Source organism: Rothia nasimurium, assembly GCF_014217215.1.
Classification (GTDB): domain Bacteria; phylum Actinomycetota; class Actinomycetes; order Actinomycetales; family Micrococcaceae; genus Rothia; species Rothia avistercoris.
Map to the genome: position 1 here is coordinate 2,318,987 of NZ_CP056080.1, position 26,223 is coordinate 2,345,209.

Genomic DNA, 26,223 nt, shown 5'->3' on the forward strand with positions numbered 1-26,223 from the left:
AGCTAGAGCCCGATGTTTTCTCCAGTGGCAGCATCAAAGAAATGAATATTGCCCTTAGGTGCGATATTCAGCTGGTCAAACTGGCGGATGGCAGAGCGTCCCGGTACACGCAGGATAACCTGAGCCGGACGGTCAGCCGAAGGCCGAGCCAGGTGTACTGGAACAGAGCGGGGAATGGAAGCATAAACGTAGGCATCTGCACCCAGTTCCTCTACTAAGTCAACATGGACGGGAATGCCCTCGCCTGCACCGACAATTTGCAAATCTTCGGGGCGGACGCCGACTGAGACGGTATCACCAGTGAGCTTAGCCCGGACTGGTTCAGGCAGGGAAATGACGGTATTGCCCATCTTAGCTCCGGTAGAATCCACAGTGCAGCGGAAGAGGTTCATAGAGGGAGAACCAATGAAACCGGCAACAAATTCGTTGGCTGGCTTATCGTAGAGAGCCGACGGGGTATCAACTTGCTGCAAAACTCCGTCCTTGAGAACAGCGACACGATCCCCCATGGTCATCGCCTCAGTCTGATCATGGGTGACATAAACGGTAGTTACACCGAGCTGTCGAGTAAGTTCAGAAATCTGAGTACGGGTCTGTACGCGCAGTTTGGCATCCAAGTTGGATAGCGGTTCATCCATGAGGAAGGCCCGAGGGGAACGGACGATAGCACGCCCCATAGCAACACGCTGCCGCTGACCACCAGAGAGAGCCTTGGGCTTACGATCTAGATACTCGGTTAAGTCAAGTAGTTTAGCGGCTTCTTCGACACGCTGGTTACGCTTTTCCTTGGGGTACTTGGCAACCTTAAGGGAAAAGGCGATATTCTCGCGCACAGTCATGTGGGGGTAAAGTGCATAGTTCTGGAAGACCATAGCGATATCGCGGTCTTTGGGAGCAACGTTAGTGACGTCCTTCCCACCAATAGTAATCGTGCCACTAGTAATATCTTCCAGACCCGCGATCATCCGGAGAGTGGTAGATTTACCACAGCCAGAAGGGCCAACGAGAACAAGGAACTCCCCTTCTTTGATCTCCAGGTTGACATTTGATACCGAGGGACGTTCTGCTCCAGGGTACTGAAGGGTGACGTTTTCAAGGGTTACGCCTGACATGAGTGGCGTCCTTTCTTCAAAAATTATGAGGGCAGCTTACTTGCTGGAGTTTTCAAACATGTTATTGATAGAGCTATTCAGCTCTTCGAGCTCAGGAGCAGCCGGCTTACGGTTAGCATAAATCTCTTCGAAAGCCACAACAGAAAGAGCTGAGATATCAGCGCCAAAGCTGGTAATAGGGAAGAAGAAAACCTCCTGCTTCTCTACAGGTTCTGTGAAGGCCCAAGTGTCAATACCCATTTCGCTGTAAGTACGGGCTGCTATTTCCGTGGCCTCGGTACGAGAGGGGAAAACCACGCCTTCTCCACCAATGTGGTTCTGGCATTCAGCGGTTGCCATGAAGGCTACCCACTCGGCGGCTCCTTCAGGGTCATCCGTATTCTTACTGATAGAATCAGCCAACCCATTCATCATGGTCATATTCAGGCCAGTGTCGGTGTTGGTGGGGAATTTGGCAGTTCCCACCTCGAAGTCTGCCTTGGCATAGGTTGAAATCATCCATGCACCGTTGAAGGTAATAGCCGCAGCGCCAGAGGTCAGCTGAGGAGCAGCACCATCGGCTTGGCTAAAGACTCCGTAGGCAGGCATATAGCCTTTGTCCACCAGACCGAAATACCACTCTAAAGTTTCTGACAGGGCAGGGTCATCAAAGTTGTATCGGTCACCCCAGGTAGGTTTGTTGGTTATCTGCCAATCGTTAGCGGCAGCAAAACCAGACCACTGTCCCTGGCCAAAGGTCGAACCTCCGGACTCAGAGATACCTAAACCGTAAACTGCGACGTTATTCTTGTCGAACCCAGGTTCATCGCCACGCACGCCATTCTTATCAATCGTCAGATGGGCAACGATTTGCTCAAAGGTGCCACCATCCATGGTATTGAAGTCCCAACTGGCTAGGTCTTCATCGCTATAGCCAGCTTCACGAATCATATCCTTGTTGTAGAAAGCTGCGATGGTATCCCAGTCCTTAGGCATACCATAAAGGTTTCCATCAGGACCAGTCCAAATATCAGTCAAACCTCCCTGAAAAGCCGAAGTATCAACGTTCTTAGTAGCTTCAAGCTCATTGAGAGGCATGATGACTTCAAGATCAACGTATTGGGGGTATTTTGCAACGTGGTCGGTGAAAACGTCCGGCCCCTGATCAGCAATAAATCCAGCGGTCAGCTTCTGCCAGTAATCGTCCCAACCGTACTGGGTGATAGTAACTTTCTTCCCAGTTTTCTCTTCAAAGAGATTAGCGCACTGCTGATAGCCGGGTAGCTGGCCGGTGTCCCACAGCCAATAGTCAATGGTTCCAGCATTGTTGCCTTCAGCCTCAGAGGATGAACCGGTGAGGGCACACCCACTGAAAGCAAGCACAGCTGCTACCGAGAGGGCGGCCGTACGGCGGATTTTTTTACCAATTGATGTAGTCACGGTAGAGCTCCTTACTTAAGACCATTGAAGCCGATGGAGTTCACAATTCGCTTAGCAAAGAACATGAACAGAATAATCATGGGAAGGGCAGCGATAAGAGTTGCTGCCATCAAGCCGGCCCAGTCGGTACCGAGTTGGGGGGACTGGGCACGGAAGACGCCTAGCGCCACGGTAAGGACGCGGGACTCGTCGGTGTAGGAAACCATCAGAGGCCACAGATAGTCGTTCCAGGCCGCGATATAGGTGAGAATACCAAGCGTGGCCATGGGAGCTGTCGCCATGGGAAGAATGACCTTGAAGAAGATACCGATACGGGAGATACCGTCAAGCAAGGCTGCCTCTTCAATCTCACGAGGAATATTCATGAAGAACTGGCGAAGGAAGAAAACAGCGAAGGGGGTCATAAACATCGTTGGCAAAGAGATCCCCAGGAGAGAATCAATCAGCCCCAGCTCTTTGATAAGAACGAAATTGGGAAGCAGGGTAAAGATTGAGGGAACCATCAGCCCCAGTAGAAAAGCAGCGTAGATGAAATCTCTGCCACGGAATTTAAGACGGGCAAAGGCGTACGCAGCCATGGCTGAAAAGAACAGCTGCCCTGCTGTGACCAGTGTAGCTACAATGACAGAGTTAAAGATGTAGCGCCAAAAGTTCATATCGGTAACGGCACCACCTTCTGCAACTGCTTCTTCAGGGGTCTGTAGGCCAAATACTCGCTCAAACCCACCAGTAGAGAACTCAGCAGGCAGCAAAGAGCCTGGGTTTTCATAGAGGGCGGTGTTCGTAGAAAGAGCTGTACGAAGCACCCAGTAGAACGGCAAGAGGGTAATAACCATGATCAGGATCATGAAAGCCCAAGCAAGAATCTTGCCGAGGGGAGACTTCTTTTTGAAGTCTTTCTCTACAGCACGGGGCATGGTGTCGACGGTTGAGGTAGTCATGGGTGTATTCTCCTAGTCCAGATCCGTGTCGTTGGCGCGAGTTACCTTGAACTGGATAAAGGTGATAATGGCAAGCACTATAAGAAGCGCTACAGACATCGCAGATGCGTAGCCAAACTGGAAACGGCCAAAAGCCATATCGTAGATGTACATCTGTAGGACGTTGGTTGCGTTCGCAGGGCCGCCACCAGTGGTGACTGAGACAGTATCGAAGACCTGGAAAGAGCCGATAACAGTCATGATAAGAACCAAAGCCAAAATCGGCCGAAGTAGGGGCATCGTAATCGAGAAGAAAATACGAGTTTCGCTAGCCCCGTCCATGCGAGCAGCCTCATAAACCGAATTGGGCAAGGTCTGCAAACCGGCAAAAATGAGGAGGGCGGTGTAGCCCATATGACGCCACACGTTAATCATGGCGATAGTCGGAATTGCCCAGTTAGGGTCTGTTAGAAAACCGATACGGTCAATGCCAATCCACTCAAGAATCTGGTTCACGATACCGAACTGACCGTCTAGGATCCAGAGCCAGATGACTGCCGCCACCACATTGGACACTAGATAGGGTGAGAGCACAACTGAACGGACAAACGTCGATTGAGTCAGTCGATGCATCAAAACAGCAATGAGCAAAGCCACAATAGTCTGGATACCGATGTTGAGCACTACATACCAGATGGTGACCCGCAGGGCGTTCCAGAAGATAGGATCGCCAAACATGCGGACATAGTTATCAAAACCAATAAAAGTGGCGGGTGTAAGTAGGTTGTATTCGGTAAAACTTAACCAGATTCCCCTTACAGTAGGCCACAAAAAGAAGACTATGTAGCCTAAACCGGCAGGAAAGAGGAAAAGCCATGGCAGCCAGGGCTGCTGGGTTCTGGAGGAAGATTTTGCTCTTCCGGTGACCTGTGTACTCATATTGACCTCTGAGGTACTAGGTATATCCGTGGAGACGGGAATACAGATGGATAGAACTAGGTGGATTTAGATAGCTTCAAAGTGGAGAAGACGGACTGATTCAGGCCATTGTGCAGGCAGGTAGAAGCCGGCTCTTTCAATCATGGCGCCAGTCATTTCGACGGGTTGCTCACCGGGCCACCAGGGGGCTGCGAAGTAGTTTCCGCGAGGGGCGTCGGGAGTGACGTCCTGAACTCGATAACGACGAGTGGGGTCAAGACCACGGATGCGGAAGGTACCCACGGGGTCGACATCTGATACGGCCAAAGCGGTGATAGAGAAGAGTGCTTCGCTCTGATCGGATGCAACGACGCCTTGGACGTATACAGCCGGGTCTGTCTGATCCATTCGCACTAAATCGCCGGTGTGGATGAGTGAGCGGTGCTTCTTGTGGAAGCTAATCCAAGCGCTCAGGCCCTTGAGTTCTTCCTCAGTAGCTGTCGCTAAATCCCATTCGATACCGAGATGGCCCCAGATGGCAGTAGCCGCACGGAAGTGCAGGGAGTGGTAGCGGCCAGTAGTGTGGGAGCTACCCGAGGCAATATGGGATCCCATCATTTCGGCGGGGACTAGCTGCTGGGTCCAGGTGTGCATTTGCTGACGTTCGAGGGGGTCAATGCAGTCAGAAGTCCAGACCCGGTCAGTGCGCTGCAAGACTTCCAGGTCTATGCGGGCTCCACCGGAGGCACAGGATTCAATTTCAAGGCCGGGGAAAGTTTCTTTCAGCTCGTCCATCAGACGGTAGGCAGCGAGCGTCTGCCCGTGCACCGCCGGAGTGCCGGTAAGCGAGTGTGAGGCTTCAAGGAGATCTCGGTTGTGATCCCACTTGATGTATTTGATACCGGGGTACTCACTGAGAATAGCGACCATCTGGTCGCGCACGTGGGAGTAGGCTTCGGGGATGGTCAGGTTCATGACCTGCTGGGTACGAGCAGCGTGGGGAGTGCGGCCGGGCACCTGCATAATCCATTCAGGGTGGGCACGAGCAACATCGGAGTCGGGGTTAACCATTTCAGGTTCGAACCATAGGCCAAATTCCATGCCAAGGTCATTCACGTAGTCAATCAGAGGGGAAAGACCCTCTGGCCAGACCTCTTCTGAGACAACCCAGTCTCCCAGGCCTGAAGTGTCGTCACGGCGGGAGCCGAACCAGCCATCGTCCAGCACATAGCGTTCGATACCAAGGGCAGCAGCCCGGTCTGCAAGACCCTTGAGCCGGGGCAGGTCGTGGTCAAAATAGACGGCTTCCCACACGTTGATGGTAACGGGGCGGGGCTGGGTAGGATGCTGGGGGCGTGAGCGGAGCCAGGAGCGGACGCGGCCGGCCTGTTCGTCCTGCCCCTGACCGTAGGCGGCATAGACCCAGGCTCCGGCGTAGGTTTCTTGTTCAGCCAGATTAACTTCCCCGGGAAGAAGCAGTTCAGAACCGCCCAGGAACTGTTGCCCCAGGAAGGATCGTTCCGCCCAGGTGCGGTGTCCACCAGAGAAGGCTGTGTGTACGCCCCACACTTCTCCCTTTTCAAAGCCGAATCCAGGTTCACCAGCAGTAAGCATAAAAGCAGCATCTGCCCCGGTGCGTCCCTTACGACCTTCACGGAGATGGGTGCCGACATTGAAAGCGGTACGCTGAGGGGCACGTTCCTTAGCCCAGTGGCCGCGAAAATCCTGCAGTTCCCGTGCGGCCGCAGGAACCGGTAGAACAATTCCGAGCTCGCGAACATTATAGGCACTTGTCCCGGTATTGGTTAGTGCAGCCCTGGCACGCAACAAACCGCTAGACAGCAACTCCACTTCAAGAGTAATAGCAAGGTTTGCCAAAGGGTCAGTAGCAGTGATAGTCAGTGCAGCTGCACCGGTTTCTATAAGGGATCCACGGCGTTGCAGAGGCTGAGTGGCAAGAACTGTCAGTTGCTCAGTGATGAACTTAGGTGACCAGTCAGAACCATCGGCACGAGAGCCCTCTAAACCCGTGCGGCCATACCAGCCTGGCTCGTGAGTAGCCAGGAGATTAACGCGAACAGGCTCATCCTGGTTGTTAACAGAGAAAGGTTCAGTTTTTCCCAGGACAAGGAGGGAGGCGTCTGTCTCGGTAAGTTCGCCTAAATCTTGACCCCAGTGAGTTATTGCCGGCAGTAAACCACCATTTATGTCGAGGAGAACCGATACTCCATGAGCACGCAGGTGGACTACCTTGCTGGTTTCAGGGCCTAGTTCGAAAATTTGAGCATCCTGCATAGGGAAGTGATACCTTCCTGTAAGAAAAAATCTTATATGTTTACTCTTGTTCACATGAACATTGAGAACAGTGTAACACGCAACATAAGCAAATAGGATAGTCCCCTATATTATTTGATGCAGGCCTACTGAAAGCACTGAACATAATGTTAATTTTTGTTCGATTTATGCCATACTGTTGTTAAGACAGCCCAACAGGCAGCCTGCCTGTTCCGCAGCAATAAGGAAAACCATGCTTCCCGACGTCCGCAAAAAACGTATTCTTCAGGAGGTTCAGGCCCGCGGCTCAGCCCAGGTCAACGACCTTGCTAAGTTGCTTGGCGTCTCGTCCATGACCGTCCGCCGTGATTTAGCAGAACTCGATGAACAAGGCCTCATTAACCGTATTCACGGAGGTGCAGAGGCATCCACCACCACTCTAGAACCAGCATTCGCCGAAAAAATGGGCCTCAACGCCAGCGAAAAAAGTGCCATTGCCGCTGCCGCGACGACCATTGCCCGAGCAGGTCAAGCTATCTCTATTGCAGGAGGTACTACCTGCCTGCATATTGCCCAACATCTCGCCGATGACACTTCTCTGGCAGATCTCACCATTATCACCAACTCCCTCCCCGTTGCTGACGAGTTCTTTGCCCGCAGTTCCTCTCATCCTCATCCGGCCCGTGTCTTACTCACCGGTGGCGAGCGAACTCCATCAGACGCCCTGGTAGGGCCCATCGCAGAGGCCTCTTTAACTAACCTTCACGCCGATATTCTCTTTATCGGATCCCATAGCGCGACCGAATCAGGGCTGCTCACACCTAATCTGTATGAGGCTCAAACCAACCGAGCCCTCATCCAAAATGCCCATAAGGTTGTGACTGTTTTCGACGGCTCAAAATGGAACACCGCCGGTTTAGCTCGCTACGCTGACTGGTCCGATATTGACATGGTTATTACCACCAGAGAACTACCTGTAGATGCCCTATTCTTCCTAGAACAGAATGTGAATGAGGTTCTTATCGCATGAGTACGGTAAAAGTCACCCGAGGCACCCTAGCCGACGGGCGCGAAATCATCTTCTTTGATGACTCTGAGCCCTACCTCTCAGGGACAGCGACACGAAATATACAAGATATCCGCCCCTTGGAGTCTCGCACCTTGCCCCCCAGCGAGGCCGCCTGTATACGCACTGATCCGCTCACCGGTGACTCAGTTACTATTGCTGCACATCGAAATAACCGCACTTTTCTCCCTCCAGCAGACGAAGACCCTCTAGCTCCATTGGGGGCTGGATCAGTGCCTGGTGAAATTCCCGAACCAACCTACGATGTTGTTGTTTTTGAGAATCGCTTTCCTTCTCTACAAGGCCCACTAGAGACCCTCCGTGATGATCCACTTTTCAAAGAAACTACCCCAGGCGGGCGCTGTGAGGTCGTATCTTTTACCCCTGACCAGTACGGTTCTTTCGGAACTCTGAACTACAGTAGAGCTCGTACAGTAGTTGAGGCCTGGACCCATCGGACCAAGGAACTTTCAGCCCGCCCAGGCATTGCCCAAGTCTTTCCGTTTGAAAATCGGGGGCAAGAAATCGGAGTGACTCTACCGCATCCTCACGGACAGATTTATGCCTACCCCTACCTCCCCTCCTACACGGCTCAATTAGTACGCCAGGCAGACACTTGGACGGCTAAAACAGGCGGTGACCTACTAGGTGATGTGCTAGCTGCTGAGCTAGGTGAGAGACACCGCATTGTCGCAGAAACTGAGTATTTTGTGGCGTACGTTCCCTACGCTGCTAAGTGGCCTGTTGAGTTCATGGTAGTACCCCGTAGGGCTGCCCGCGATTTTACTGAGCTAACCGAAGAAGAAAAGGACGAGCTAACTGCTCTCTACTTAGACCTTCTGAATCGCCTAGATCGTTTTTTCCCTGGCGTGGACCAGCTACCCTACATATCAGCCTGGCACCAGGCTCCTCTCGTTGGGGGGGAAAATATCTCACGCATGTACCTTCATGTTTTCTCGCTCATGCGCTCTCCTGGCAAGATGAAGTACCTCGCTGGCTCAGAATCAGCCATGGCAGCCTGGATTAGTGACACTACCCCTGAACGTATCGCGGCCCGCCTGCGCGAATTAGCGCAGCCTACTATTGAGGAGAAATAATGCCTGCGGTGTGGAAGAAAACTATATCTGCTACAGCACTCATCCAGAACGTTTCCGAAAAGTTCTATTTAGCCTTCGGGTCTAAACCTACCGGGGTATATTCGGCACCGGGACGAGCTAACCTACTCGGCGAACACATCGACTACTGCGGGGGTACGGTTCTGCCGTTTGCCCTACCTCAGCGCACCTACATCGCGCTATCTCCCCGTCAAGACGGCCAGATTCGAGCCATAACTGCTCAGGGCGACGCCGGAGCAACTCCCGATCAGGATGTCAAAACTATTCCTTTCAATGAAGTAGCTCCGGGAGCGCTCAGTGGCTGGCTATCCTATGTAGCCGGGGTTCCCTGGGCAATGGCAGCCGAAAACCTGGGCGACTTTACAAACTTTGGAGCTGATATAGCCATTGACTCATCGGTACCGTTAGGAGCCGGGCTATCATCATCAGCTGCGCTAGAGTGCGCTGTGGCTTTAGGAGTTGACGATATACTCTCAACACAGAATCCTACCCGTGAGTGCCTAGCTACTACAGACAAAGGGCGGGCAGCCCTAGCTGCTGCAGCAATTCGTGCTGAAAACGAAATTGCTGGAGCATCGACAGGAGGCATGGATCAGTCTATTTCATTGCGTGCCTCCGAGGGTGCTGTTCTTGCTATTGATTGCCGTGACTTCTCAACCCGACCTCTGACTATCGATATGGAATCAGCGGGTCTGGCAATTCTCATTATGGATACTCGTGCCCACCATAACCTTTCAGATGGGCAGTACGCAGCTCGGCGGGCGTCCACGGAGGTAGCGAAAGATGTTCTAGGTCTAGCAAGTCTGCGCGATGCGTTTGAGGGCACCCCGACCTTGGCAAAGGCTGAGGCTCTGTTGGCCGACTGGGATGCCCGCGTCCGCACGCTGTCTCTGCCCGAAGGAACCGACCCGGCTACGATGCGAGACGCTTTAGAGCATGTCTGGACTGAAATTGCCCGAGTTGAAGAGTGCATCTCGCTTTTTGAAGATCCACAGCAGGTTCCAGACAATGCATGGGAACGTCTCGGGGGTCTGCTGAACGACTCGCATGATTCTCTGCGTTACCGCTATAAGGTCTCGTGCGATGAGCTTGATGTGGCTGTTGAAGCGGCGCGGACCGCTGGCGCATTAGGTGCCCGCATGACCGGTGGCGGGTTCGGGGGATCGGCAATCGCTTTGGTTCATCAGAACGAAATCACAGATGTAGCGGATTCAGTTGCTAGTGCCTTCGATAAAGCTGGTTTTGATGCCCCAGAATTCCTGGTGGCTTCTCCGTCCGCTCCCGCTCACGCCGAGCCTGCGAGGCCTTAAGAATAGCTGCGTCTGCCCCTGGGGATAGGCCATGTCAGGGGTGCAGCGAACTCATCCTCTAGGCGAAGGCGCCGCTCACCCACATGATGAAAGTGATTGCCAGGAAGGCGAGCAGGGGAACAGAAACTATAACGAGTACGCCCAGAATGAGGGCGATAATCGCGGTTATTTTTTCTCTGTTTTTCATAAAGAGGGCCCCTATGCCGAACCCCATGGCGCCGAGCCAGGTAAACCCTGTGGGCAGAACTATTCTGAGTTCCCAGTTGAAAAAGATGAGGTTGATGAACCCTATACAGATCATGAGTAGCACCATCACGAGGGCGGTGAGGCCGTAGGGGTTGAGCTTGTTTGTCTCGTGGGGCGGGCGGACGCCGGTGGGCTGGGCAGGGTGGGCAGGGGCGGCGGGCAGCGGATAGGACTGATGTTCGGAGTGCCAATGTGTAGTATTCATGGCACCAGTATGGGAAAAAATGTTGGCTCCCACTAGGTCTTTTAGAAATCTGTGGATAACTCCGGGGTACCCGGCGGGTTTATGACCGAGCATTGCGAGAGTTATCCACAGACGCGCCGATAGGCAGGCACCTCAAGGAATCACAAGAACAAGTCTGGTAATCCGATTAGCCATGATATTCACTGTGGTTACCAGTGGTTACTTTTCATGCCGTCCTGATACTGCATAATCACATCATCAAAGCTGGAGTCAGCGATGAACCCGAGAGCCAGCTCCTGACTTACATCAAAAGCACCGGGCCAGGTGCACACTATATCCGCCACGGCAGGGTTTAGCTCATCGGTTACAAGAGAACGCACAGCTTCTCCTGCAACCCGCTGCAAAGATTCCAACATGCCACCTACAGTCACAGAAATTCCGGGAATATTGAGCACACGCCATGATGGCAGTTGCTGAGCAGGTACTGATAAAGCGTGAACGAGATTAGAAACAACGGTTTGTGGCGATGACAGCCACATCAAAGTGGTGTGAGGGACCGGGCAGGTAGCATCAATACCGTTTAGTGGCTCGCGGATGATACCTGAGGCGAACGATGACGCTGCCGAGTTAGGAACCCCGGGACGCACTGAGATAGTAGGCAAGCGGCATACTAGCCCGTCGATGTAGCCCTTACGGGTGTATTCATTGACCAGCAATTCTCCGATCGCTTTAGTAGCCCCATAGGTAGAATCTGGGTGGATTCCCCAGGAGGCAGGAACCACATCAGGAAGTGCACCCCCAAACACCGCCAAAGATGAGGTGAAAATAAACTTAGGTGTAACGCCCACCACTCGGGCACGCTCTAAAAGCAAGCGGGTGGCATCTACATTGATACTCATTGCCCCATCAAAATTATTGGCAGATCCTCCCGAGAGTACAGCTGCGAGATGATAGATGACCGCAGTATCTGAAGTAATAACAGATTCAATAAAACCAGGGTCTGATATATCCCCCACCATGCTTCTAACCCGGGCATCTTCCACCGAAGCAGCAACCAAATCCACAGCTACTATGCCGTCAAAATCTATAGGTTCTATCGCACTATCTTTGAGATGAAGCAGAGTTTTGATGAGTTGGGTGCCAAGAAAACCTGCGCCACCTGTAATCACAATGTCCATAATTCTCCATTCAAGCTATTAGCCACTGATATCTATTGAGCGAGAGTCTTCTTTATGCCCTCAGAGGTCTGCAACATATGGGATTCCATCGCTGCGCGTGCAGCCATTTCATCGCGTGTGGTAAGCGCTTGGTATATAGCCCTATGCCAGTGCTGAGCTTCTTGCCGAACATCAGCTGAAGAGGAAGTTTTTTGGCGAATAGAGCGAAGAATTGTTTCAAGACTGTCATATGTTGCAGTGATGTATTCATTAGCAGCCGCGTCAAAGATAAGGCGATGAAACGCCATGTCAGCAGCTACAACCGCCTCAATATCGTGAGAATCCATCACGACTAGAAGATCTTTCATCTGTTCGAGGTCATTATCGGAAATACGTCGAGCGGCGAGAGCAACCGCCCCTACCTCAACGATTGTGCGAGCTTCCATTAGTTCAAGAGCCCAAGCAAGGGGATCTCCAGTGAGCTTCCCTCGAGTAATAGCAATATCCGGGTCTAAGATAGACCACGTCTCTGCATGGGCTAGCTGGTTGCGACGCCCATGAGCAACGTCAAGAACACCACGGGCAGCTAAATATTTAACAGCTTCGCGAACTGTAAGTCGAGAGACCCCGTAGTGCTCAGCCAGTTCTGCTTCGGAGGGCATAGATTGCCCTACCGTATACCGGCCACGCTCAATATCAAACAGAACCTCTTCGATAACGCGCTCAGCTTTTAGCCTGCTCACAACTCTCCTCTTCTTAGTTTCATATTGACTCTATGATATAAACTACTATACTCATCAGATATCAGATAAGTTTAAGCTGTTACAGCCCCCCTGAACAGCTAGAGATCAACGAGGATTTCATGGCAACAAGTACGCTCGTCCTGCTCGGACTCGCATCCGTCACAGCGATTCTGGCACTCATCATTAAGGGCAAAGCCCACCCCTTCCTGGCCCTATTGGTCGTCTCCGTCGCTCTGGCTCTAGTCGGCGGCATTCCCCTGGCAGAAGTTGTTCCCACCCTAACCGCAGGTATGGGCAAAACCCTGGGCTCCGTCGCTCTCATCGTTACACTAGGCGCCATGATGGGTCGCATCATCGAGGTCTCCGGTGGCGCGGATGTCCTCGCCAAAACCCTGCTAGATAAGTTCGGACCCAAGCGTGCCCCATGGGCCCTCGGCGTCGCGTCCTTCCTCTTTGGTATTCCCGTCTTCGTTGACGTTGCCCTTATCGTTCTTATTCCTATCGTCCTCTCCGTTGGTCGCCGTCTACAGGGCAACATGCTCAACTACGCCCTGCCTACCGTGCTGGCCCTACTAACCGTCCACGTCGTGCTTCCCCCGCACCCCGGCATCGTCGGTGGCGCCCAGCTCATGGGCGCAAACGTTGGTATGGTCCTGCTGATCGGTCTGGTGCCTGCCGCTATCATGTGGTTCGTCGCCCAGCTCATCATCCCATCCATTACCAAGCGAGTCTTCTCCCCTGTCCCCATGATTGATGCTGCAGCTGCCGCTGAAATGGGCCAGGAACTCGACGAAGATGCCAACACTCAGTCCTTCCCCGTCGTCAAGAATCCGCCCTCAGTCGGCCTCATTGTCGCTCTCATCCTGACCCCGCTCTTCCTCATCATGGGAGCCACCGTTTCAGCTATGATCATGCCTGAGGACGACCCCATCCGTACTTTCCTTGGCTTTATCGGCGCATCCCCCATGGCCCTGCTCATCGGCGTTATTCTCTCCACTGCACTGCTTGGCTACCGCCGTGGATGGGGCCTAACCGAGGCTGAAGACGTTATCAACTCATCCCTACCCCCGGTTGCAGCCGTCATCCTAATTACCGGCGCAGGTGGCACCTTCGGCCACGTCCTTTCCACCACCGGTGTTGCTACCGCAGTTGCTGAAGTCCTGGCAGCTAGCGGTCTTCATATCCTGGTTCTGGCCTGGATCATGGCAGCGCTCATCCGCGCTGCTCAGGGATCTGCAACCGTCTCGACCCTCACCACTGCGCCTCTGCTAGCGCCTCTGGTCGCCACCATGGAACTAGCTCCCCTACAGATTGCTCTGGTGACTGTCACCATTGGCATCGGGTCCATGGCTCTATCACACGTCAATGACTCGCTCTTCTGGGTCTGGTCACGCTACTTCAAGGTCACCACCGCAAATGCTCTGAAGTCCTACAGTATCGTTACCACTTTTGCTTCCATCGTGGGCTTTATCGTTTGCCTACTCATGTGGCCCCTTATCGGCATGATTGCCTAAAGACAGATATTCCTTTCCGCCTGCCAGCAGGCTGATTCCTACTGGCAGGCATCCACATCCGTTGAAAGACCGCAATGCTCACTTCACCCCGTCGACTGCTCGTCCTCGATGACGACCCCACCGGCTCCCAGTGCGTTTCTAACGTCCAGGTCGCTTTCGAAGAAGATGCTGCCCTTATCGCAACTACCCTCGAAGAACCCGGTTCAACCTGCTTCGTCCTGACCAACACCCGAGCTCTTGATGAGGCTGAAGCTGTCGCTAAGAACCGACGCATTCTAGCTGGCGTACTCGCCGAACGGGGCGCCGAGGGCCTCCACCTTGTCTCCCGTTCAGACTCCACCCTCCGCGGGCACGTCATCGCCGAACCCAATGCTCTGGCCGACGCTCTGGCTGAAGCTGGAGTTGAAGCCGACGCCTTCCTCTTCTGCCCCGCCATGATTGAGGCAGGCCGGTTCACCGAAGACAACGTTCACTACGCTGTAGTCGACGGCCAGCCTGTTCGTGTTGAAGACACTGATTTCGCCCGCGACGCAACCTTTGGCTACAAGAACTCAGACCTCACCACTTTCTTGGAAGAGAAATCCGGTGGTGCTATTGCTGCTACTGACGTGATTACGCTAAGCCTCACCGATATCCGTGAAGGTGGGGTCGAAGCCATCAAGCAGAAACTGGCCGGGGTGAGCAAACGGCAATGGGTCGTTATCAATGCCACCGACTACTCCGATATGGAGATTGTCGCCGACGCTATCACCCAGCTCGAAGCTGCCGGCAAGGTTTTCATCACCCGTTGCGGCCCCTCTTTCGTTCGTCCCCTGGCTGGACAGCAAGGCACTAACGTTCTGACCTCCGAGAGCATTACTCTTGAGAGCGACCGCCTACCCCACGGGCTGCTCGTTGTTGGTTCCCACGTTGGTCTCACCACCGCCCAACTAGCCGAAGTTCAGGTATCTAGCGGACTTGCTGAATTTGAACTCCAGGTCGAAAAACTCCTCGACCCGGCAACCCGCGCCCCCCATCTTGACGAGATGGTCGAAGCCGTCCGCGCCGAACTCGAAACTAACGACTGTGTGGTCTACACCAGCCGCACCCTCATCTCCACTGAAGACCCCGCCGAATCTCTTGCTATCGCCCGCAGCGTCTCAGATGCCGTCGTTGAGGTCGTGCAACGAGTACGGTCCGCCCGCCCAGCCTGGGTCATTGCAAAGGGTGGTATCACCTCCCACGAGGTAGCCCACAAGGGATTAGGCATTCGCCTCGCTACCGCTGAGGGTCAATTCTTTCCCGGTCAGATTTCCCTCTTCACACCACAGGACGCACCCACCGAAGTGCTCGGTGCCCCCTACGTAGTATTCCCCGGCAATGTCGGTGGCCGTACAGCCCTTGCCGAGGTCGTTGCCCGCCTCAAAAGTGCAGCTTAATTTCACAATCATCTCTCACAAAGGAAAATACCGTGTCACTTAACGTCGCCTGGATTGGTCTCGGAGCAATGGGGGCACCCATGGCTCTTGTCACCGCAGCAGCAGGTCACACCGTCACCGCCTTCGACATGAACCCCGCCGCCCAAGAAGCAGTTGCTCCTTCTGTTACTTCTGCACCCACCGCCCAAGAAGCAGCCACCGGGGCAGATGTCGTTGTCATCATGGTCGCCACCGGCGCCCAGCTGAACTCCGTGCTCTTCGGAGAACAGGGCATTGCCCCCGTACTGACCTCAGCAACCCGCATACTGGTCATGTCAACAGTTGGCCCCGCAGCAGTTGAATCAGCAGCAGCCCAGCTTGCTTCCGTGACTACCCACTTAGTGGACGCTCCCGTTTCAGGTGGTGTTGCCCGTGCAGGCACTGGCGACCTGCTCGTCATGGTTGGCGGTGCTGCTGAAGACATCGACTTTGTAGCCCCCCTGCTTGAAGCCATGGCCTCCAACTGGCCAGTTGTGGGCTCACGCGTTGGTGATGGCCAGCGCTTCAAGGTCGTCAATCAGCTTCTTTGCGGCGTGCACATCGCTGCTGCGGGTGAAGCTCTTGCACTTGCAGATTCCATGGGCCTGGATGTTGAGCAGTGCCACCAGGTACTCAACACAGGGGCAGCTCACTCCTTCATGTTCAACGACCGCGGAACCCGAATGGTCACCGAAGATTTCGACAATGTACGCTCAGCCCTTGATATTTTCGTTAAGGATATGGGTCTGGTGACCGATGCGGCTCGTCAGGTCGCTCAGCCTGTTCCTCTAGCCTCTGCTGCCGAACAACTTTATGTACGCGGACGCCGTGAGGGTCTGGGACGTAAAGATGACTCCATTGTCTATCAGCTGCTCAAAGACCAGTAGTCGGCATTTTTGCCCCACTATTTAACGAGAGAAAGCGAGCCATCTGGCTCGCTTTTCTCAAACACACACATTTCTCGCGACCCTCACGGGCAAGGAAACCCTATGCGAAGAAAGATTTGCCCTTCTGCACTTGGGAGGCCTCAAGAATAGCCGCCTGCTGCTCCGGAGTATAGGTAGCATCAACAGTCCGAATGGCCTCGCCCAGGTCGTAGGCGTCCTGCTCGGCCAGCAGCTGGGCAGAATCAGCCAGCACATCAGCTACCCGGGCCTTCAGATCAGCCGCACTCGCCAAGCCGTCCTCCTGCAGCACCAGCTGCTCACCGGCATCCGCACCGGTCTCAGAACCCGGCTCCGCGGCGTCCTCAAGCTCAAAGAGGGCGAAGCCGTAGCGGCGTTCGTCCCCGATATAAAAAATGTTGAGGAGCAGGGTGAAGACGCGGCCGGTCAGGTCGATGTAGGTCTTCTCAAGTTCGGCGGTTTCCAGCCACAGGCCGTCAACCTCAGCCGGGGTGTCGTACTCAAAGTCGTAGCCGAAATCGGTAGCCAGGGCGTGGGCCAGCGGGCCAATGCCGTAGTCGGGGCGAGCCATAGGGGTTCCTTAGGGTAGTAGGGCGGACGGACACCGGGCGGCTAGTCCATATCGCGGCCGGCGGTTTCGGGCACCGCTGCGCGCGTGAAGGTAATCAGGCCAACGCCGATGACGGCGAAGACCGCAAACGTCATGCCCAGGCCAAGGGCAGCCACCATCTGCGGGAAGAAGAGGGAGACCGTAAAGTTAGCGATCCAGGAGACAAAGGTAGCCACGCCCATGCCAGCGCCGCGCACGCGGGCCGGGAAGACTTCACTCATCAGCACCCAGGTCACCGGCGATACGGCGCCCTGCTGGAAGACCAAGAAAATGATGGAGATAAGGAGGGTGGCCCAGGGGCGGGCGGCGGCATCAAGCACCTGGGACGTTATCGCCAGCATAGTCAGGGAGAAGGTGGTGCCTACCAGGCCGATGGTCAGCACTAGGCGGCGGGGGAAGCGTCCTACAAACCAGAGGCCCACGGCGGCACCCAGTACCGACAGCACGCCGTTGGAGATATTGGCGGTCAGGGCAGCGTCGGTGGAAAAACCCGCCTCGCGCAGCACCTGGGTGCCGTAGTACATCAGGGCATTGACCCCGGTTGCCTGCTGCACAATACCAATAGCCGCAGCCAGCAGCAGGGTGGTGCGCAGGGCCGGGTCGCGCCAGAGCAGCTTCAGGGCACCGCGCTCGGCGGCAGCCTCCCGCTTGTAGCCCGGCGACTCGGGCACCAGGAACATGCCCACAAAAAGCACCAGCGCAGGAATAATCGAGATAGCGAACATAACCCGCCAAATCATCACCTGATGAGCAAAAATATTGCCAATCATCGCATTGACCACGTAGGCGGTGAGCTGGCCAAAGACGATCATGAACTGGTTGCGGGTGACAATCGCGCCGCGGCGGTTGGCGGGAGAAATTTCCGCCAGATAAATCGGCACGACCGCCGAGGCAGCGCCAACCGCAAGGCCCACCAGCACACGGAAGACAATAAAAATGCCCAGGTTAGGGGCAGCAGTAAGCCCCAGGGAGCTGGCCGCAAAAACCAAAGCCAGTACGAAGAGCACGCGACGGCGTCCGAACTGGTCAATCAGCTGCCCGGCAAGGAACGCACCAAAGGCGGCACCCAGGGTCAGCGCGGACGTTGCCACCCCCTCCGCCGCAGGCGACAGAGTAAAGTCCTGCTGCAAGAAGGGAAGGGCGCCGTTAATGATTCCGGTGTCATAGCCGAAGAGAAAGCCGCCCACCGAGATAATCCAGGTGTAGAGGGTGACCCGGCGGGGGTCGGTAGCGTGTGTCATGCGCACTCCTTTGTAGACCTCAGCAATTCTAGCCCTCTTACCCCGCCCTGGGAACATGCCCGCCCGGGTGCGGCGGACGTCCGCGCCCCAGCAGGTGCGCCCGGCAGGCAGGCGCGGCGGTAGGCTAGTGCCATGAGCACCCTACATATTGATGTGAATTCTGATTCTGGGGAGTCCTTTGGATCCTGGACCATGGGCAACGACGCTGCAATGATGCAGACCGTCTCTTCAGCCAATATCGCCTGCGGTTTCCACGCGGGTGACCCCTCGGTTGCGCGTACCACCGTGCGGGCGGCGCATGAGAACGGCGTGACGATTGGAGCCCACGTTTCTTACCCTGACCTGACCGGCTTTGGCCGCCGGTTCATGGACATGACCGCTACCGAACTCACCGATGCGGTGATCTACCAGGTGGGGGCGCTTGAGGCGGTGGCCCGGGTTGAGGGCACCGAGGTTCGCTACTGCAAGCCCCACGGCGGTCTCTACAACGCTATTGTTCACCACGAGGTGCAGGCTGCGGCAGTAGCTCAGGCCCTGCACGAGCTGGGGGATTTGCCGATTCTCTGCCTGCCCAACTCTGCGGTTGCCCGTGCGGCTGGCGCCCTGGGCGTTCCTGTTTTTTATGAGGCTTTTGCCGACCGCGGCTACACCCCTGAGGGTACCCTGGTGTCCCGCCGTGATGCCGGTGCCGTGATCCACGACCCGCAGGCTGTGGCCGAGCGCGTGGTGCGCATGGCGGTGGACCGCGAAGTTGTAGCCGTGGACGGCTCAGTTGTGCCCCTGCAGGCCGATAGCATCTGCGTGCACGGCGACACCCCCGGTGCAGTTGCTCTTGCCCGGCAGGTGCGGGCGGCGCTTGAGGACGCCGGTGCGAACGTCCGCGCCTTTGTCTAGGTAGGCGGGGGGTGGCGTCCTTCCCCTACTGCCCTACCGAATGCGACGTGTTTTCCCGAGCGGGTGTTGCTTTAACGCCCGCTCGGGAATTCAAGTCACATTCGACGACGCGAGCCTTCACGAATTCCAGCCCTCGCTAACTTTGCACGCAGGCGCTCAGGGTGCACCACAACGTCCTCCCATAAAGCGCGCACCACGGTATACCCTAGGCTCTCTAATTCGTGCTGACGGCGGCGCTCGTTCTGAACCGTATCCTCTGCAGCCTCACCAAAAGTACCCGCATACTTGACCTTCCCATCAACTTCCAAAATGACCCGCTCTTTCTCCCACAAAAAGTCAGGTCGCAAAGTTCTTCCACTAACCCATAAAGGCACCTGCTCCACAGGCGGCGCAAGACCCCACGTCAGGATCCAATACCGTGCCACAGTCTCCAGCGGCGACTCCGCCTTCATGCTCATCAAACGGGCCACCTCACGCGCAGTACAAACACCACGACCGCTTAACTCCCTCAAGTGTTGGGCTAAAACCTCATAATCCACCAGTCGGCAATGCAAAAAGTAATCGGCAATGCAGAGGGCATCAATGATCGGAAGCGTCCGCGCACAATCGATAGTCGTCTGCAGCGGCGATGTCACACGGGCTCCCCGGTGAAACACTGCACTGTCACACTCCTTCTGCCGGTTGCGGCTGACCTGCACCCGCCCTCGAGACTTAACTGAATCGTGCGGATGGCTCACCCATATTTTGTGCGGTAACCGCAGCACAGGGGCACCCCACCAGAGAGCGGCAGACACATGGCTCAACACATACCCCCGATTTGTTTTTATGAAAGCCACATGCCCGGCTAGACACCTATCGGTATTGCTCAGTGACTCCCATAAAGCTGTCTTTATATAGGCATTGTGACCGATTTTAAAGAGCTCTCCCCTAGCGCATTCACGGCTTACGCCGGAAGTGCTCTTACCCAGGTGTCTAAGCTCAACCGAAGTTTTGACAGTCTCAAACAAGTGTTCCATGGGTTAAAAATGCCCTATACAGCACGTGCCTACTAGCCGTTTTCTACTATCTGTGGATAACTTTGAGGCCTAGCTGCGGTAGTTTGCTCAGGGCGAGAAGTATGACGTCAGTGCGTCAAGGTTTTCCACAGAGATAGAGTCGCTGAGCTAGGCCCACCCCCGGTGCGTGCCCAGACGCATGGCTTCACCACCGAATGCGACTCATCTTCCCCAAAGGACGTTAAAACAACACCCGCTCGGGAAAACAAGTCGCATTCGCCAGAGAGAACAGCTACGGCAAAAGCGCAGCTTGCGTGGGCGGCGCCACATCTGCCAGAATTGTTGAACAATCCTGAGCGATGGGTGAGAGGTCTCCGTTTACTCCAACCACCGACAGGCCATTCAGCACAACCGGGCAGAGAGGGGCGCCATGACCACCGCGCATACACCCGGCGGGCGCACAACCAGCAAGCGCGACGCCACCATCTATACAGTCAAGCCCTTCGGCTTACTAGCCGCTATGGTTGACTGCCGAACCCTCGAAAACGCCCTGCACCTGCACGGCCATATGCAGCAACACCCTGCCGCAGGGCAGACCGAGCTGGTCCCGGCAGCCCAAACCGTGCTCGTCCGCTTTGAAACCACCCGGCAGGCCGCTGACTTTCTTGCCGCGCCCAGCCTGCCGCAGGCGTCCGGAGACGTACGCACCCACGGCCGCACGGTCACCATCCCGGTCGTCTACGACGGCCAGGACCTCACCGACGTCGCCACCCACCTGGGTATGAGCGAGCAGGCAGTAATCTACGCCCACACCACAGGGCACTGGTCGGTTGCCTTTGCGGGCTTCGCCCCGGGATTCTTTTACTTGCACCGGCACGATAACGTGCTCGATGTTCCGCGGCGGGCTACCCCGCGCACCTCGGTACCCGCTGGATCGGTGGGTCTGGCCGGTGATTTCTCGGGTATTTACCCGCGCACCTCCCCCGGCGGCTGGCAGCTCATTGGCCGCACGGACGCGCCCCTCTGGGACCTCACCCAGAACCCGCCCGCCCTGCTCGAGCCCGGTATGCAGGTGCAGTTTGAGGCGGTGCGCGAGCTGATTTCCGCAGGTCAGGGGAAGGGTCAGGACGCCCCCGCCCACCCCACCGAGGACGAGCGAGTATCTGCCCGCCCCGTACTTGAAGTGAAAGTTCCTGGGCTACAGACCCTCTTCCAGGATTCCGGTCGAGCGGGGCTGACCCACTGGGGTGTCTCTCCTTCCGGACCGGCTGACCGGGAAGCGGCAGCCGAAGCTAACCGCTTGGTCGGTAATTCTGCAGGTGCAACCGTTCTTGAGAACCTGGCTGGCGGACTAAAAATTACCGCCCTAGCCGACGTAGAGTTGGCCCTGACCGGGGCAGACACCCCGGCGCAGATAACCGAGGGCGCCAGCGGGCAGGCCGCTGACCCTGAGCAGGGCGCAGCCCAGGCGACAGACGCCCATCTGGCCGTTCGCCCCTACGCCCCCTTTGCCCTGAAGCCCGGGCAGACCCTGACCCTGGGGGTACCCGCACGCGGTCTGCGTACCTATCTTGCGGTGCGCGGCGGGTTTGCAGCTAGAACCGAGGCAGCGAGCGCCTCCCGCGACACCCTGGCAGGGCTGGGCCCGAAGCCCCTGGCGGCCGGTGAGAGGCTTTCGCTGGCTAGCCTGCCGGTGGCGGTGGTAGCTGATCCGGCACCCGTCCTCCCCCTGCCGGAACCGGGTAAGGTGCTGGAGGTCCGCGCCCTGCCCGGCCCCCGCAACGACTGGTTTACACCCGAGTCTCTGGGTCGTTTCGCCGAGGTGACCTGGGAGGTTTCCCAGTCCAGCGACCGCATTGGGGTCAGGCTCCTGTTGGCAGATACCCCAGCCGACGGCGGCGCAAGCGCCCAGCCCACTGACGTCCAGCCCACCGACGTCCTTACCCGGGCCGTGACTCGGGAGCTGCCCAGTGAGGGCATGGTAGCCGGGGCAATCCAGGTACCGCCGAGCGGTGAGCCCGTGGTCTTCCTGGCCGACCACCCGGTCACCGGCGGCTACCCCGTGATTGCCACGGTTCACCCGGCTGACCTGCGCCTCCTGGCCCAGGCTCCGCCCGGCACCCGTCTGCGCTTCACCCTGCTAACCCCGCCCCAGACCACCCCTACCCTGATCGAAAAGTGAGCCCCCGCATGCGTAAAGTTCTCGTTGCTAACCGTGGCGAAATTGCCCTCCGTATTATTGGCGCTTGCGCCGCCCAGGGTATCGCGTCTGTGGCGGTTTACGCCGATTCGGACGCCGAGGCCCTGCACACCGCTCTGGCCGATGAGGCCTACGCCCTGGAGGGCACCGGCCCGGCCGAAACCTACCTGGATATTGAGAAGGTCCTGGCGGTTGCGGTGGCCTCGGGAGCTACCGACGTGCACCCCGGCTACGGTTTTTTGGCGGAGAACGCTGATTTTGCCCGGGCGGTCATGGCCGCCGGGCTAACCTGGATTGGACCTGCCCCCGAGACCATTGAAGCCCTGGGCGATAAAGTTAAGGCCCGCGAGCTAGCCCAGTCGGTGGGTGCCCCGCTGGCGCCGGGGTCAGACGGCCCCGTGGCCTCCCCCGAGGAGGCTCGCGCCTTTGCCCAGGAGCACGGCCTGCCCTCTATTATCAAGGCCGCCCACGGTGGCGGCGGGCGCGGTATGCGCATTGTGCGGGAGCTGGGCGAGGTTGAGGACGCCTTCGTCTCGGCTTCGCGCGAGGCTGTGGCTGCTTTCGGTAACGGGGAGTGCTTCATTGAGCGCTTCCTAGAGAAGCCCCGCCATGTGGAAGCCCAGGTGGCTGCGGATTCCCACGGGAATGTGGTGGTGGTTGGCACCCGCGACTGCTCCCTGCAGCGTCGTAACCAGAAGCTGGTGGAGGAGGCTCCCGCCCCCTTCCTCACCGCTGAGCAGCAGGCCCAGATTGAGCAGGCGTCCGCTGAGATTTTCCGGGCCGCCGGGTATGTGGGTGTGGGTACCGCCGAGTTTATGGTGGCCCTCGACGGCACGATTTCCTTCCTTGAGGTCAACACCCGCATTCAGGTGGAGCACCCGGTCACCGAGGAGGTCACCGGCGTTGACCTGGTAGCCCTGCAGCTCGATATTGCGGCGGGCAAGCCCCTGCCCTTTACTGAGACTCCCGAGCCGGCTGGTCACGCCTTTGAGTTCCGTATCAATGCCGAGGACCCCGCCCGGGGCTTCCTGCCTGCCGCTGGCCGCATTGAGTCCATCACCGTGCCCTCTGGCCCCGGGATTCGCTGGGACGCCGGGGTGCGCCCCGGTTCTGTAGTCAGCGGGGAGTTCGATTCCATGCTGGCCAAGCTGATTGTCACCGGCCCAACCCGCGAGGTGGCCCTGCGCCGGGCCCGCTTCGCCCTGGCCCAGATGGATATTGCCGGGGTGGCGACCGTCCTACCCTTTGACCGGCAGGTGCTTGAAGCCCCGGCCTTTACCGCCGAGAGCGGCGACTTTGGGGTCTACACGACCTGGATCGAGGACGCCTTCCTCCCCTCCCTCACCCAGGGCAATGGTGCCACCACCCCTGCCAGCCCCGAGGCTGGGAGCAGGGTGCAGGCGTCCTACCGTCAGCCCCTGCTGCCGGTGGGTGCCAGTGCCTTCCCGGGCACCGGCATCACCCGCTTCACCCTGGAGATTGACGGCACCCCGCACAGGGTGGGTCTGCCCGATTCGGTGTTTGCTTCTTTGGGTTCGGGTGCGGACGCCGCCACCCCAGCCAGCGGGCAGGGGCAGGCAGGTGCCGGGCAGGTACTGGCCCCCATGGGCGGGGCCCTGCTCAAGTACACCGTTGCCGTGGGTGATGAGGTAGCTGCCGGGGACCAGGTGGCCCTGCTGGAGGCCATGAAGACCGAGGTTCCGGCGCTGGCTGAAACCGCCGGTACCGTGGCTGAGCTCCCCGCCCAGGTAGGCGAGCGCCTGACCGCGGGCCAGGTGCTGGTGGTTTTCGAATAGGGGTCTGGGCCCGCTCAGGGGCCCACGCCGTACAATAAAACGGTGACTTCCCTAGCTCCTGAACCCCTGCCGTCCGCGTCCCTTGATGAGATAGCCCGCACTCGCCCCGCCGAGTTGCGGGCGTCCGAGTGGGCTGTGTATGCCCTGCGTACCGCCATGGATACGGGTGTTCTCACCCCCGGCACCCAGCTCACGGAAGAAGCGCTGGCCGCCACCCTGGACGTCTCCCGCAACACCCTGCGCCAGGCCTTTACCGAACTTGAGGGGCAGAACCTGGTGCAGCGCATCCCTCACCGCGGGGTTTTTGTGGCCCTGCCCGACAGCACGCAGGTGCGAGAGCTTTTTATTGAACGGTGGGCGGTGCAGGCGGCCGCCCTTGACCTGGCTCCCGCTGGAGAGAATAAGGACGCCCGGGCCGCCCTCGCGCGTGCAAGAGCGGCCCGGGATGCGGGGTCGGTGGACGGTATGGCCAACGCCAACCAGGATTTTCACCGGGCTCTGGTTGCGGCTGCCGGGTCAGAGCGGCTGAGCCGCACCATGTCACGGTTGCTTGCCGAGATGCGCCTGCTCTTTTTTGAGTACGCCCAGGACGGGGGCTTCCACGCTCCCTACGTTGAGATGAACGCCCACCTGCTCGGTCTGGTCGAGCACGGTGAGCGGGCCGCCGCCCACGAGGCCTTACGCAGTTACCTGGTGGCCTCGCGGGATAAGTTTTTGCAGCGGCAGGCAGATTCCTAGCCGGCCCAGAGGGCGGCGATACCGCTGAGGGACTTGTAGCCCAGGTAGATGGTCAGCAGCCAGGAGACCCAGCCGATTACGATGAGCCAGGCGGGGTAGCGGTAGCCACCCAGCAGGGTTTTGGCGCGGAAAGTTGCCACGAAGAGAAGCACCGCAAAACCTACCGGCAGGATGAGGCCGTTGACGGCACCTGCCACAATCAGCAGGGTGGCGGGGGCCTTGCCCGCAACGATGAAGACAACGGTTGAGACGACGATGAAGCCGATGGTCAGGGCGTTCTTGACGGTTACGGAAGTCTTAGCGGTGGTCAGGAAGGACACCGAGGTGAAGGCCGCACCGATCACGGATGAGATTGCTGCGCCCCAGAGAATCAGACCGAAGAGGCGGGTTCCAATCTCACCGGCGGCGATGCCGAAGGCCTGACCGGCGATGGACTTGTCGGTATCGAGGGCTACGCCGGTAGCGACCACGCCCAGAATGGCGAGGAAGAGTAGGAAGCGCATGACACCGGTGATGACGATGCCGGTGACGGATGAGCGGGAGATGTCCTTGACGTACTCGGGGCCGTGGATGCCGGCGTCCAGCATGCGGTGGGCACCGGCGTAGGTGATGTAACCGCCTACGGTGCCGCCAACCAGGGTGGTGATGACGGTGAAGTTCACTTCACTGGGAATAACGGTGTTCTTGAGGGCCTCACCGACGGGCGGGTTGGAGACAATCGCGACGTAGAGGGTTGCCAGAATCATGACCGCGCCGAGTACCACGACGATGCGGTCGAGGGCGACGCCAGCTCGCTTGGAAAGGAAGACACCGATAGCGAGGGCGGCGGTGATGATGCCGCCGGTGGTGGCGTCCAAGCCAAGCATGGAGTTGAGGCCCAGGCCGCCGCCGGCGACGTTACCGACGTTGAAGACGAAGCCGCCGAGGGCTACCAGGATAGCGAGGAAGACACCGAGGCCGGGAAGGACGGAGTTGGCAAGTTCCTGGGCTTTCATGCCAGAGACGCCAATGACGCGCCAGACGTTGAGCTGCACGGCGATGTCGATGATGATCGATACCAGAATCGCGAAGGCGAAGGCTGCACCCATCTGGTAGGTGAACTGGCCGGTCTGGGTGATGAAACCTGGACCGATGGCGCTGGTAGCCATGAGGAAGAGGGAGCCGAGCAGAGCTGTACGGCGCCCCTTGGCGGCCTGGTCTTTGGGGGTGATCAGGGCGTTTGCGTCTGCCATGTCTCTCCTTGGGGGTAGGAGCACGCGACGAGGCCGTCATAGTGCGTGCTAGGTCATAGACATAGATTACACAATTGTTGAACAATCGCAAATGTGTTGGCGTCTCAGACTACAACCAACCCATCACACCCCTCAATCCAGCATCTACAACGCATGCTTGCTAGATATAGCAGAAGTATTCTTCCGTTTTCTATTTAT

22 protein-coding genes are annotated in these 26,223 nt (G+C 57.3%); 10 read left to right on the top strand and 12 right to left on the bottom strand.

Annotation, left to right across the window (positions count from 1 at the left end):
- Positions 1–2 precede the first annotated feature (2 nt).
- The 5 genes from HWU94_RS10490 to HWU94_RS10510 form a co-directional block, all read right to left on the bottom strand.
- A complete protein-coding gene (locus HWU94_RS10490) occupies positions 3–1,112 on the bottom strand; it encodes an ABC transporter ATP-binding protein (protein ID WP_185173671.1) in 1,110 nt (369 codons plus the stop codon).
- A gap of 36 nt (positions 1,113–1,148) precedes the next feature.
- On the bottom strand, positions 1,149–2,531 hold the full coding sequence (locus HWU94_RS10495; protein WP_185173672.1) for a sugar ABC transporter substrate-binding protein: 1,383 nt from the start codon (positions 2,529–2,531) through the stop codon (positions 1,149–1,151).
- 11 nt (positions 2,532–2,542) lie between these two features.
- Complete coding sequence (locus HWU94_RS10500) at positions 2,543–3,472, bottom strand: carbohydrate ABC transporter permease (protein ID WP_185173673.1); 930 nt, start codon at positions 3,470–3,472, stop codon at positions 2,543–2,545.
- Between the two features lie 12 nt (positions 3,473–3,484).
- The gene (locus HWU94_RS10505; protein WP_342355180.1) at positions 3,485–4,189 is read right to left on the bottom strand and encodes a sugar ABC transporter permease; all 705 of its coding nucleotides are present in this window, start codon (positions 4,187–4,189) and stop codon (positions 3,485–3,487) included.
- Between the two features lie 267 nt (positions 4,190–4,456).
- Entirely contained in the window at positions 4,457–6,664 is a 2,208-nt protein-coding gene (locus HWU94_RS10510; RefSeq protein WP_185173675.1) for an alpha-galactosidase, read from the bottom strand.
- 232 nt (positions 6,665–6,896) lie between these two features.
- Between HWU94_RS10510 and HWU94_RS10515 the strand changes: the two genes are divergently transcribed.
- From HWU94_RS10515 to galK, 3 genes are read left to right on the top strand one after another with little or no spacing between them, the layout of a single operon-like run.
- Positions 6,897–7,673: a DeoR/GlpR family DNA-binding transcription regulator gene (locus HWU94_RS10515; RefSeq protein ID WP_185173676.1), complete on the top strand. Its 777-nt coding sequence runs from the start codon at positions 6,897–6,899 to the stop codon at positions 7,671–7,673.
- Positions 7,670–8,806 (top strand): galactose-1-phosphate uridylyltransferase, encoded by a 1,137-nt coding sequence (gene galT / locus HWU94_RS10520; protein ID WP_185173677.1) that lies wholly within the window; start codon positions 7,670–7,672, stop codon positions 8,804–8,806. Before HWU94_RS10515 ends, galT begins: the two co-directional genes overlap by 4 nt.
- On the top strand, positions 8,806–10,134 hold the full coding sequence (galK, locus tag HWU94_RS10525) for a galactokinase (RefSeq protein WP_185173678.1): 1,329 nt from the start codon (positions 8,806–8,808) through the stop codon (positions 10,132–10,134). The genes galT and galK overlap by 1 nt, the downstream gene beginning before the upstream one ends.
- A 58-nt stretch (positions 10,135–10,192) precedes the next feature.
- Here galK and HWU94_RS10530 read toward each other — a convergent pair whose 3' ends face one another.
- The 3 genes from HWU94_RS10530 to HWU94_RS10540 all read right to left on the bottom strand — a co-directional run bounded on the left by HWU94_RS10530 (position 10,193) and on the right by HWU94_RS10540 (position 12,464).
- Positions 10,193–10,585: a hypothetical protein gene (locus tag HWU94_RS10530; protein WP_185173679.1), complete on the bottom strand. Its 393-nt coding sequence runs from the start codon at positions 10,583–10,585 to the stop codon at positions 10,193–10,195.
- A 188-nt stretch (positions 10,586–10,773) separates the two neighbouring features.
- On the bottom strand, positions 10,774–11,742 hold the full coding sequence (denD, locus tag HWU94_RS10535; protein WP_221625848.1) for a D-erythronate dehydrogenase: 969 nt from the start codon (positions 11,740–11,742) through the stop codon (positions 10,774–10,776).
- Positions 11,743–11,774: 32 nt separating this feature from the next.
- The gene (locus HWU94_RS10540; RefSeq protein WP_185173680.1) at positions 11,775–12,464 is read right to left on the bottom strand and encodes a FadR/GntR family transcriptional regulator; all 690 of its coding nucleotides are present in this window, start codon (positions 12,462–12,464) and stop codon (positions 11,775–11,777) included.
- A gap of 119 nt (positions 12,465–12,583) precedes the next feature.
- On the opposite strand from HWU94_RS10540, the gene HWU94_RS10545 reads away from it, so the two are divergent.
- The 3 genes from HWU94_RS10545 (at position 12,584) to HWU94_RS10555 (ending at position 16,301) form a co-directional block, all read left to right on the top strand.
- On the top strand, positions 12,584–13,978 hold the full coding sequence (locus HWU94_RS10545) for a gluconate:H+ symporter (RefSeq protein WP_185173681.1): 1,395 nt from the start codon (positions 12,584–12,586) through the stop codon (positions 13,976–13,978).
- Positions 13,979–14,052: 74 nt separating this feature from the next.
- Complete coding sequence (locus HWU94_RS10550) at positions 14,053–15,396, top strand: four-carbon acid sugar kinase family protein (RefSeq protein WP_185173682.1); 1,344 nt, start codon at positions 14,053–14,055, stop codon at positions 15,394–15,396.
- Positions 15,397–15,428: 32 nt separating this feature from the next.
- Positions 15,429–16,301 (top strand): NAD(P)-dependent oxidoreductase, encoded by an 873-nt coding sequence (locus tag HWU94_RS10555; RefSeq protein ID WP_342355181.1) that lies wholly within the window; start codon positions 15,429–15,431, stop codon positions 16,299–16,301.
- A 100-nt stretch (positions 16,302–16,401) separates the two neighbouring features.
- Here HWU94_RS10555 and HWU94_RS10560 read toward each other — a convergent pair whose 3' ends face one another.
- Both HWU94_RS10560 and HWU94_RS10565 read right to left on the bottom strand, forming a co-directional pair.
- Positions 16,402–16,890, bottom strand: coding sequence for a hypothetical protein (locus HWU94_RS10560; RefSeq protein ID WP_185173683.1), 489 nt, complete (start codon positions 16,888–16,890; stop codon positions 16,402–16,404).
- A 41-nt stretch (positions 16,891–16,931) separates the two neighbouring features.
- Positions 16,932–18,170 (bottom strand): MFS transporter, encoded by a 1,239-nt coding sequence (locus tag HWU94_RS10565; RefSeq protein ID WP_185173684.1) that lies wholly within the window; start codon positions 18,168–18,170, stop codon positions 16,932–16,934.
- Positions 18,171–18,302: 132 nt separating this feature from the next.
- Here HWU94_RS10565 and HWU94_RS10570 point away from each other — a divergent pair, with 132 nt between their 5' ends.
- The gene (locus HWU94_RS10570; protein WP_185173685.1) at positions 18,303–19,064 is read left to right on the top strand and encodes a LamB/YcsF family protein; all 762 of its coding nucleotides are present in this window, start codon (positions 18,303–18,305) and stop codon (positions 19,062–19,064) included.
- 95 nt (positions 19,065–19,159) lie between these two features.
- Here the strand turns inward: HWU94_RS10570 and HWU94_RS10575 are convergent, their stop codons facing one another.
- Positions 19,160–19,699, bottom strand: a complete 540-nt coding sequence (locus HWU94_RS10575) for a DUF559 domain-containing protein (protein WP_185173686.1) — start codon at positions 19,697–19,699, stop codon at positions 19,160–19,162.
- A 790-nt stretch (positions 19,700–20,489) separates the two neighbouring features.
- Here HWU94_RS10575 and HWU94_RS10580 point away from each other — a divergent pair.
- From HWU94_RS10580 to HWU94_RS10590, 3 genes are read left to right on the top strand one after another with little or no spacing between them, the layout of a single operon-like run.
- Entirely contained in the window at positions 20,490–22,241 is a 1,752-nt protein-coding gene (locus HWU94_RS10580; protein WP_185173687.1) for an urea amidolyase family protein, read from the top strand.
- Positions 22,242–22,249: 8 nt separating this feature from the next.
- Complete coding sequence (locus HWU94_RS10585) at positions 22,250–24,055, top strand: biotin carboxylase N-terminal domain-containing protein (RefSeq protein WP_185173688.1); 1,806 nt, start codon at positions 22,250–22,252, stop codon at positions 24,053–24,055.
- 42 nt (positions 24,056–24,097) lie between these two features.
- Entirely contained in the window at positions 24,098–24,793 is a 696-nt protein-coding gene (locus HWU94_RS10590; protein ID WP_185173689.1) for a GntR family transcriptional regulator, read from the top strand.
- On the opposite strand, the gene HWU94_RS10595 is transcribed toward HWU94_RS10590, so the two are convergent.
- The gene (locus tag HWU94_RS10595; RefSeq protein ID WP_185173690.1) at positions 24,790–26,025 is read right to left on the bottom strand and encodes an NRAMP family divalent metal transporter; all 1,236 of its coding nucleotides are present in this window, start codon (positions 26,023–26,025) and stop codon (positions 24,790–24,792) included. The two genes, HWU94_RS10590 and HWU94_RS10595, sit on opposite strands and share 4 nt — an antisense overlap.
- Positions 26,026–26,223: the final 198 nt, after the last annotated feature.

Coding starts and splice junctions, on each gene's coding strand:
- HWU94_RS10530 (WP_185173679.1), bottom strand. CDS start 10,585: ATGAATACTACACATTGGCACTCCGAACATCAGTCCTATCCGCTGCCC.
- HWU94_RS10515 (WP_185173676.1), top strand. CDS start 6,897: ATGCTTCCCGACGTCCGCAAAAAACGTATTCTTCAGGAGGTTCAGGCC.
- HWU94_RS10595 (WP_185173690.1), bottom strand. CDS start 26,025: ATGGCAGACGCAAACGCCCTGATCACCCCCAAAGACCAGGCCGCCAAG.
- HWU94_RS10500 (WP_185173673.1), bottom strand. CDS start 3,472: ATGACTACCTCAACCGTCGACACCATGCCCCGTGCTGTAGAGAAAGAC.
- denD (WP_221625848.1), bottom strand. CDS start 11,742: ATGGACATTGTGATTACAGGTGGCGCAGGTTTTCTTGGCACCCAACTC.
- galT (WP_185173677.1), top strand. CDS start 7,670: ATGAGTACGGTAAAAGTCACCCGAGGCACCCTAGCCGACGGGCGCGAA.
- HWU94_RS10545 (WP_185173681.1), top strand. CDS start 12,584: ATGGCAACAAGTACGCTCGTCCTGCTCGGACTCGCATCCGTCACAGCG.
- HWU94_RS10490 (WP_185173671.1), bottom strand. CDS start 1,112: ATGTCAGGCGTAACCCTTGAAAACGTCACCCTTCAGTACCCTGGAGCA.
- HWU94_RS10585 (WP_185173688.1), top strand. CDS start 22,250: ATGCGTAAAGTTCTCGTTGCTAACCGTGGCGAAATTGCCCTCCGTATT.
- HWU94_RS10560 (WP_185173683.1), bottom strand. CDS start 16,890: ATGGCTCGCCCCGACTACGGCATTGGCCCGCTGGCCCACGCCCTGGCT.
- HWU94_RS10505 (WP_342355180.1), bottom strand. CDS start 4,189: ATGTTTGGCGATCCTATCTTCTGGAACGCCCTGCGGGTCACCATCTGG.
- galK (WP_185173678.1), top strand. CDS start 8,806: ATGCCTGCGGTGTGGAAGAAAACTATATCTGCTACAGCACTCATCCAG.
- HWU94_RS10550 (WP_185173682.1), top strand. CDS start 14,053: ATGCTCACTTCACCCCGTCGACTGCTCGTCCTCGATGACGACCCCACC.
- HWU94_RS10580 (WP_185173687.1), top strand. CDS start 20,490: ATGACCACCGCGCATACACCCGGCGGGCGCACAACCAGCAAGCGCGAC.
- HWU94_RS10570 (WP_185173685.1), top strand. CDS start 18,303: ATGAGCACCCTACATATTGATGTGAATTCTGATTCTGGGGAGTCCTTT.
- HWU94_RS10565 (WP_185173684.1), bottom strand. CDS start 18,170: ATGACACACGCTACCGACCCCCGCCGGGTCACCCTCTACACCTGGATT.
- HWU94_RS10510 (WP_185173675.1), bottom strand. CDS start 6,664: ATGCAGGATGCTCAAATTTTCGAACTAGGCCCTGAAACCAGCAAGGTA.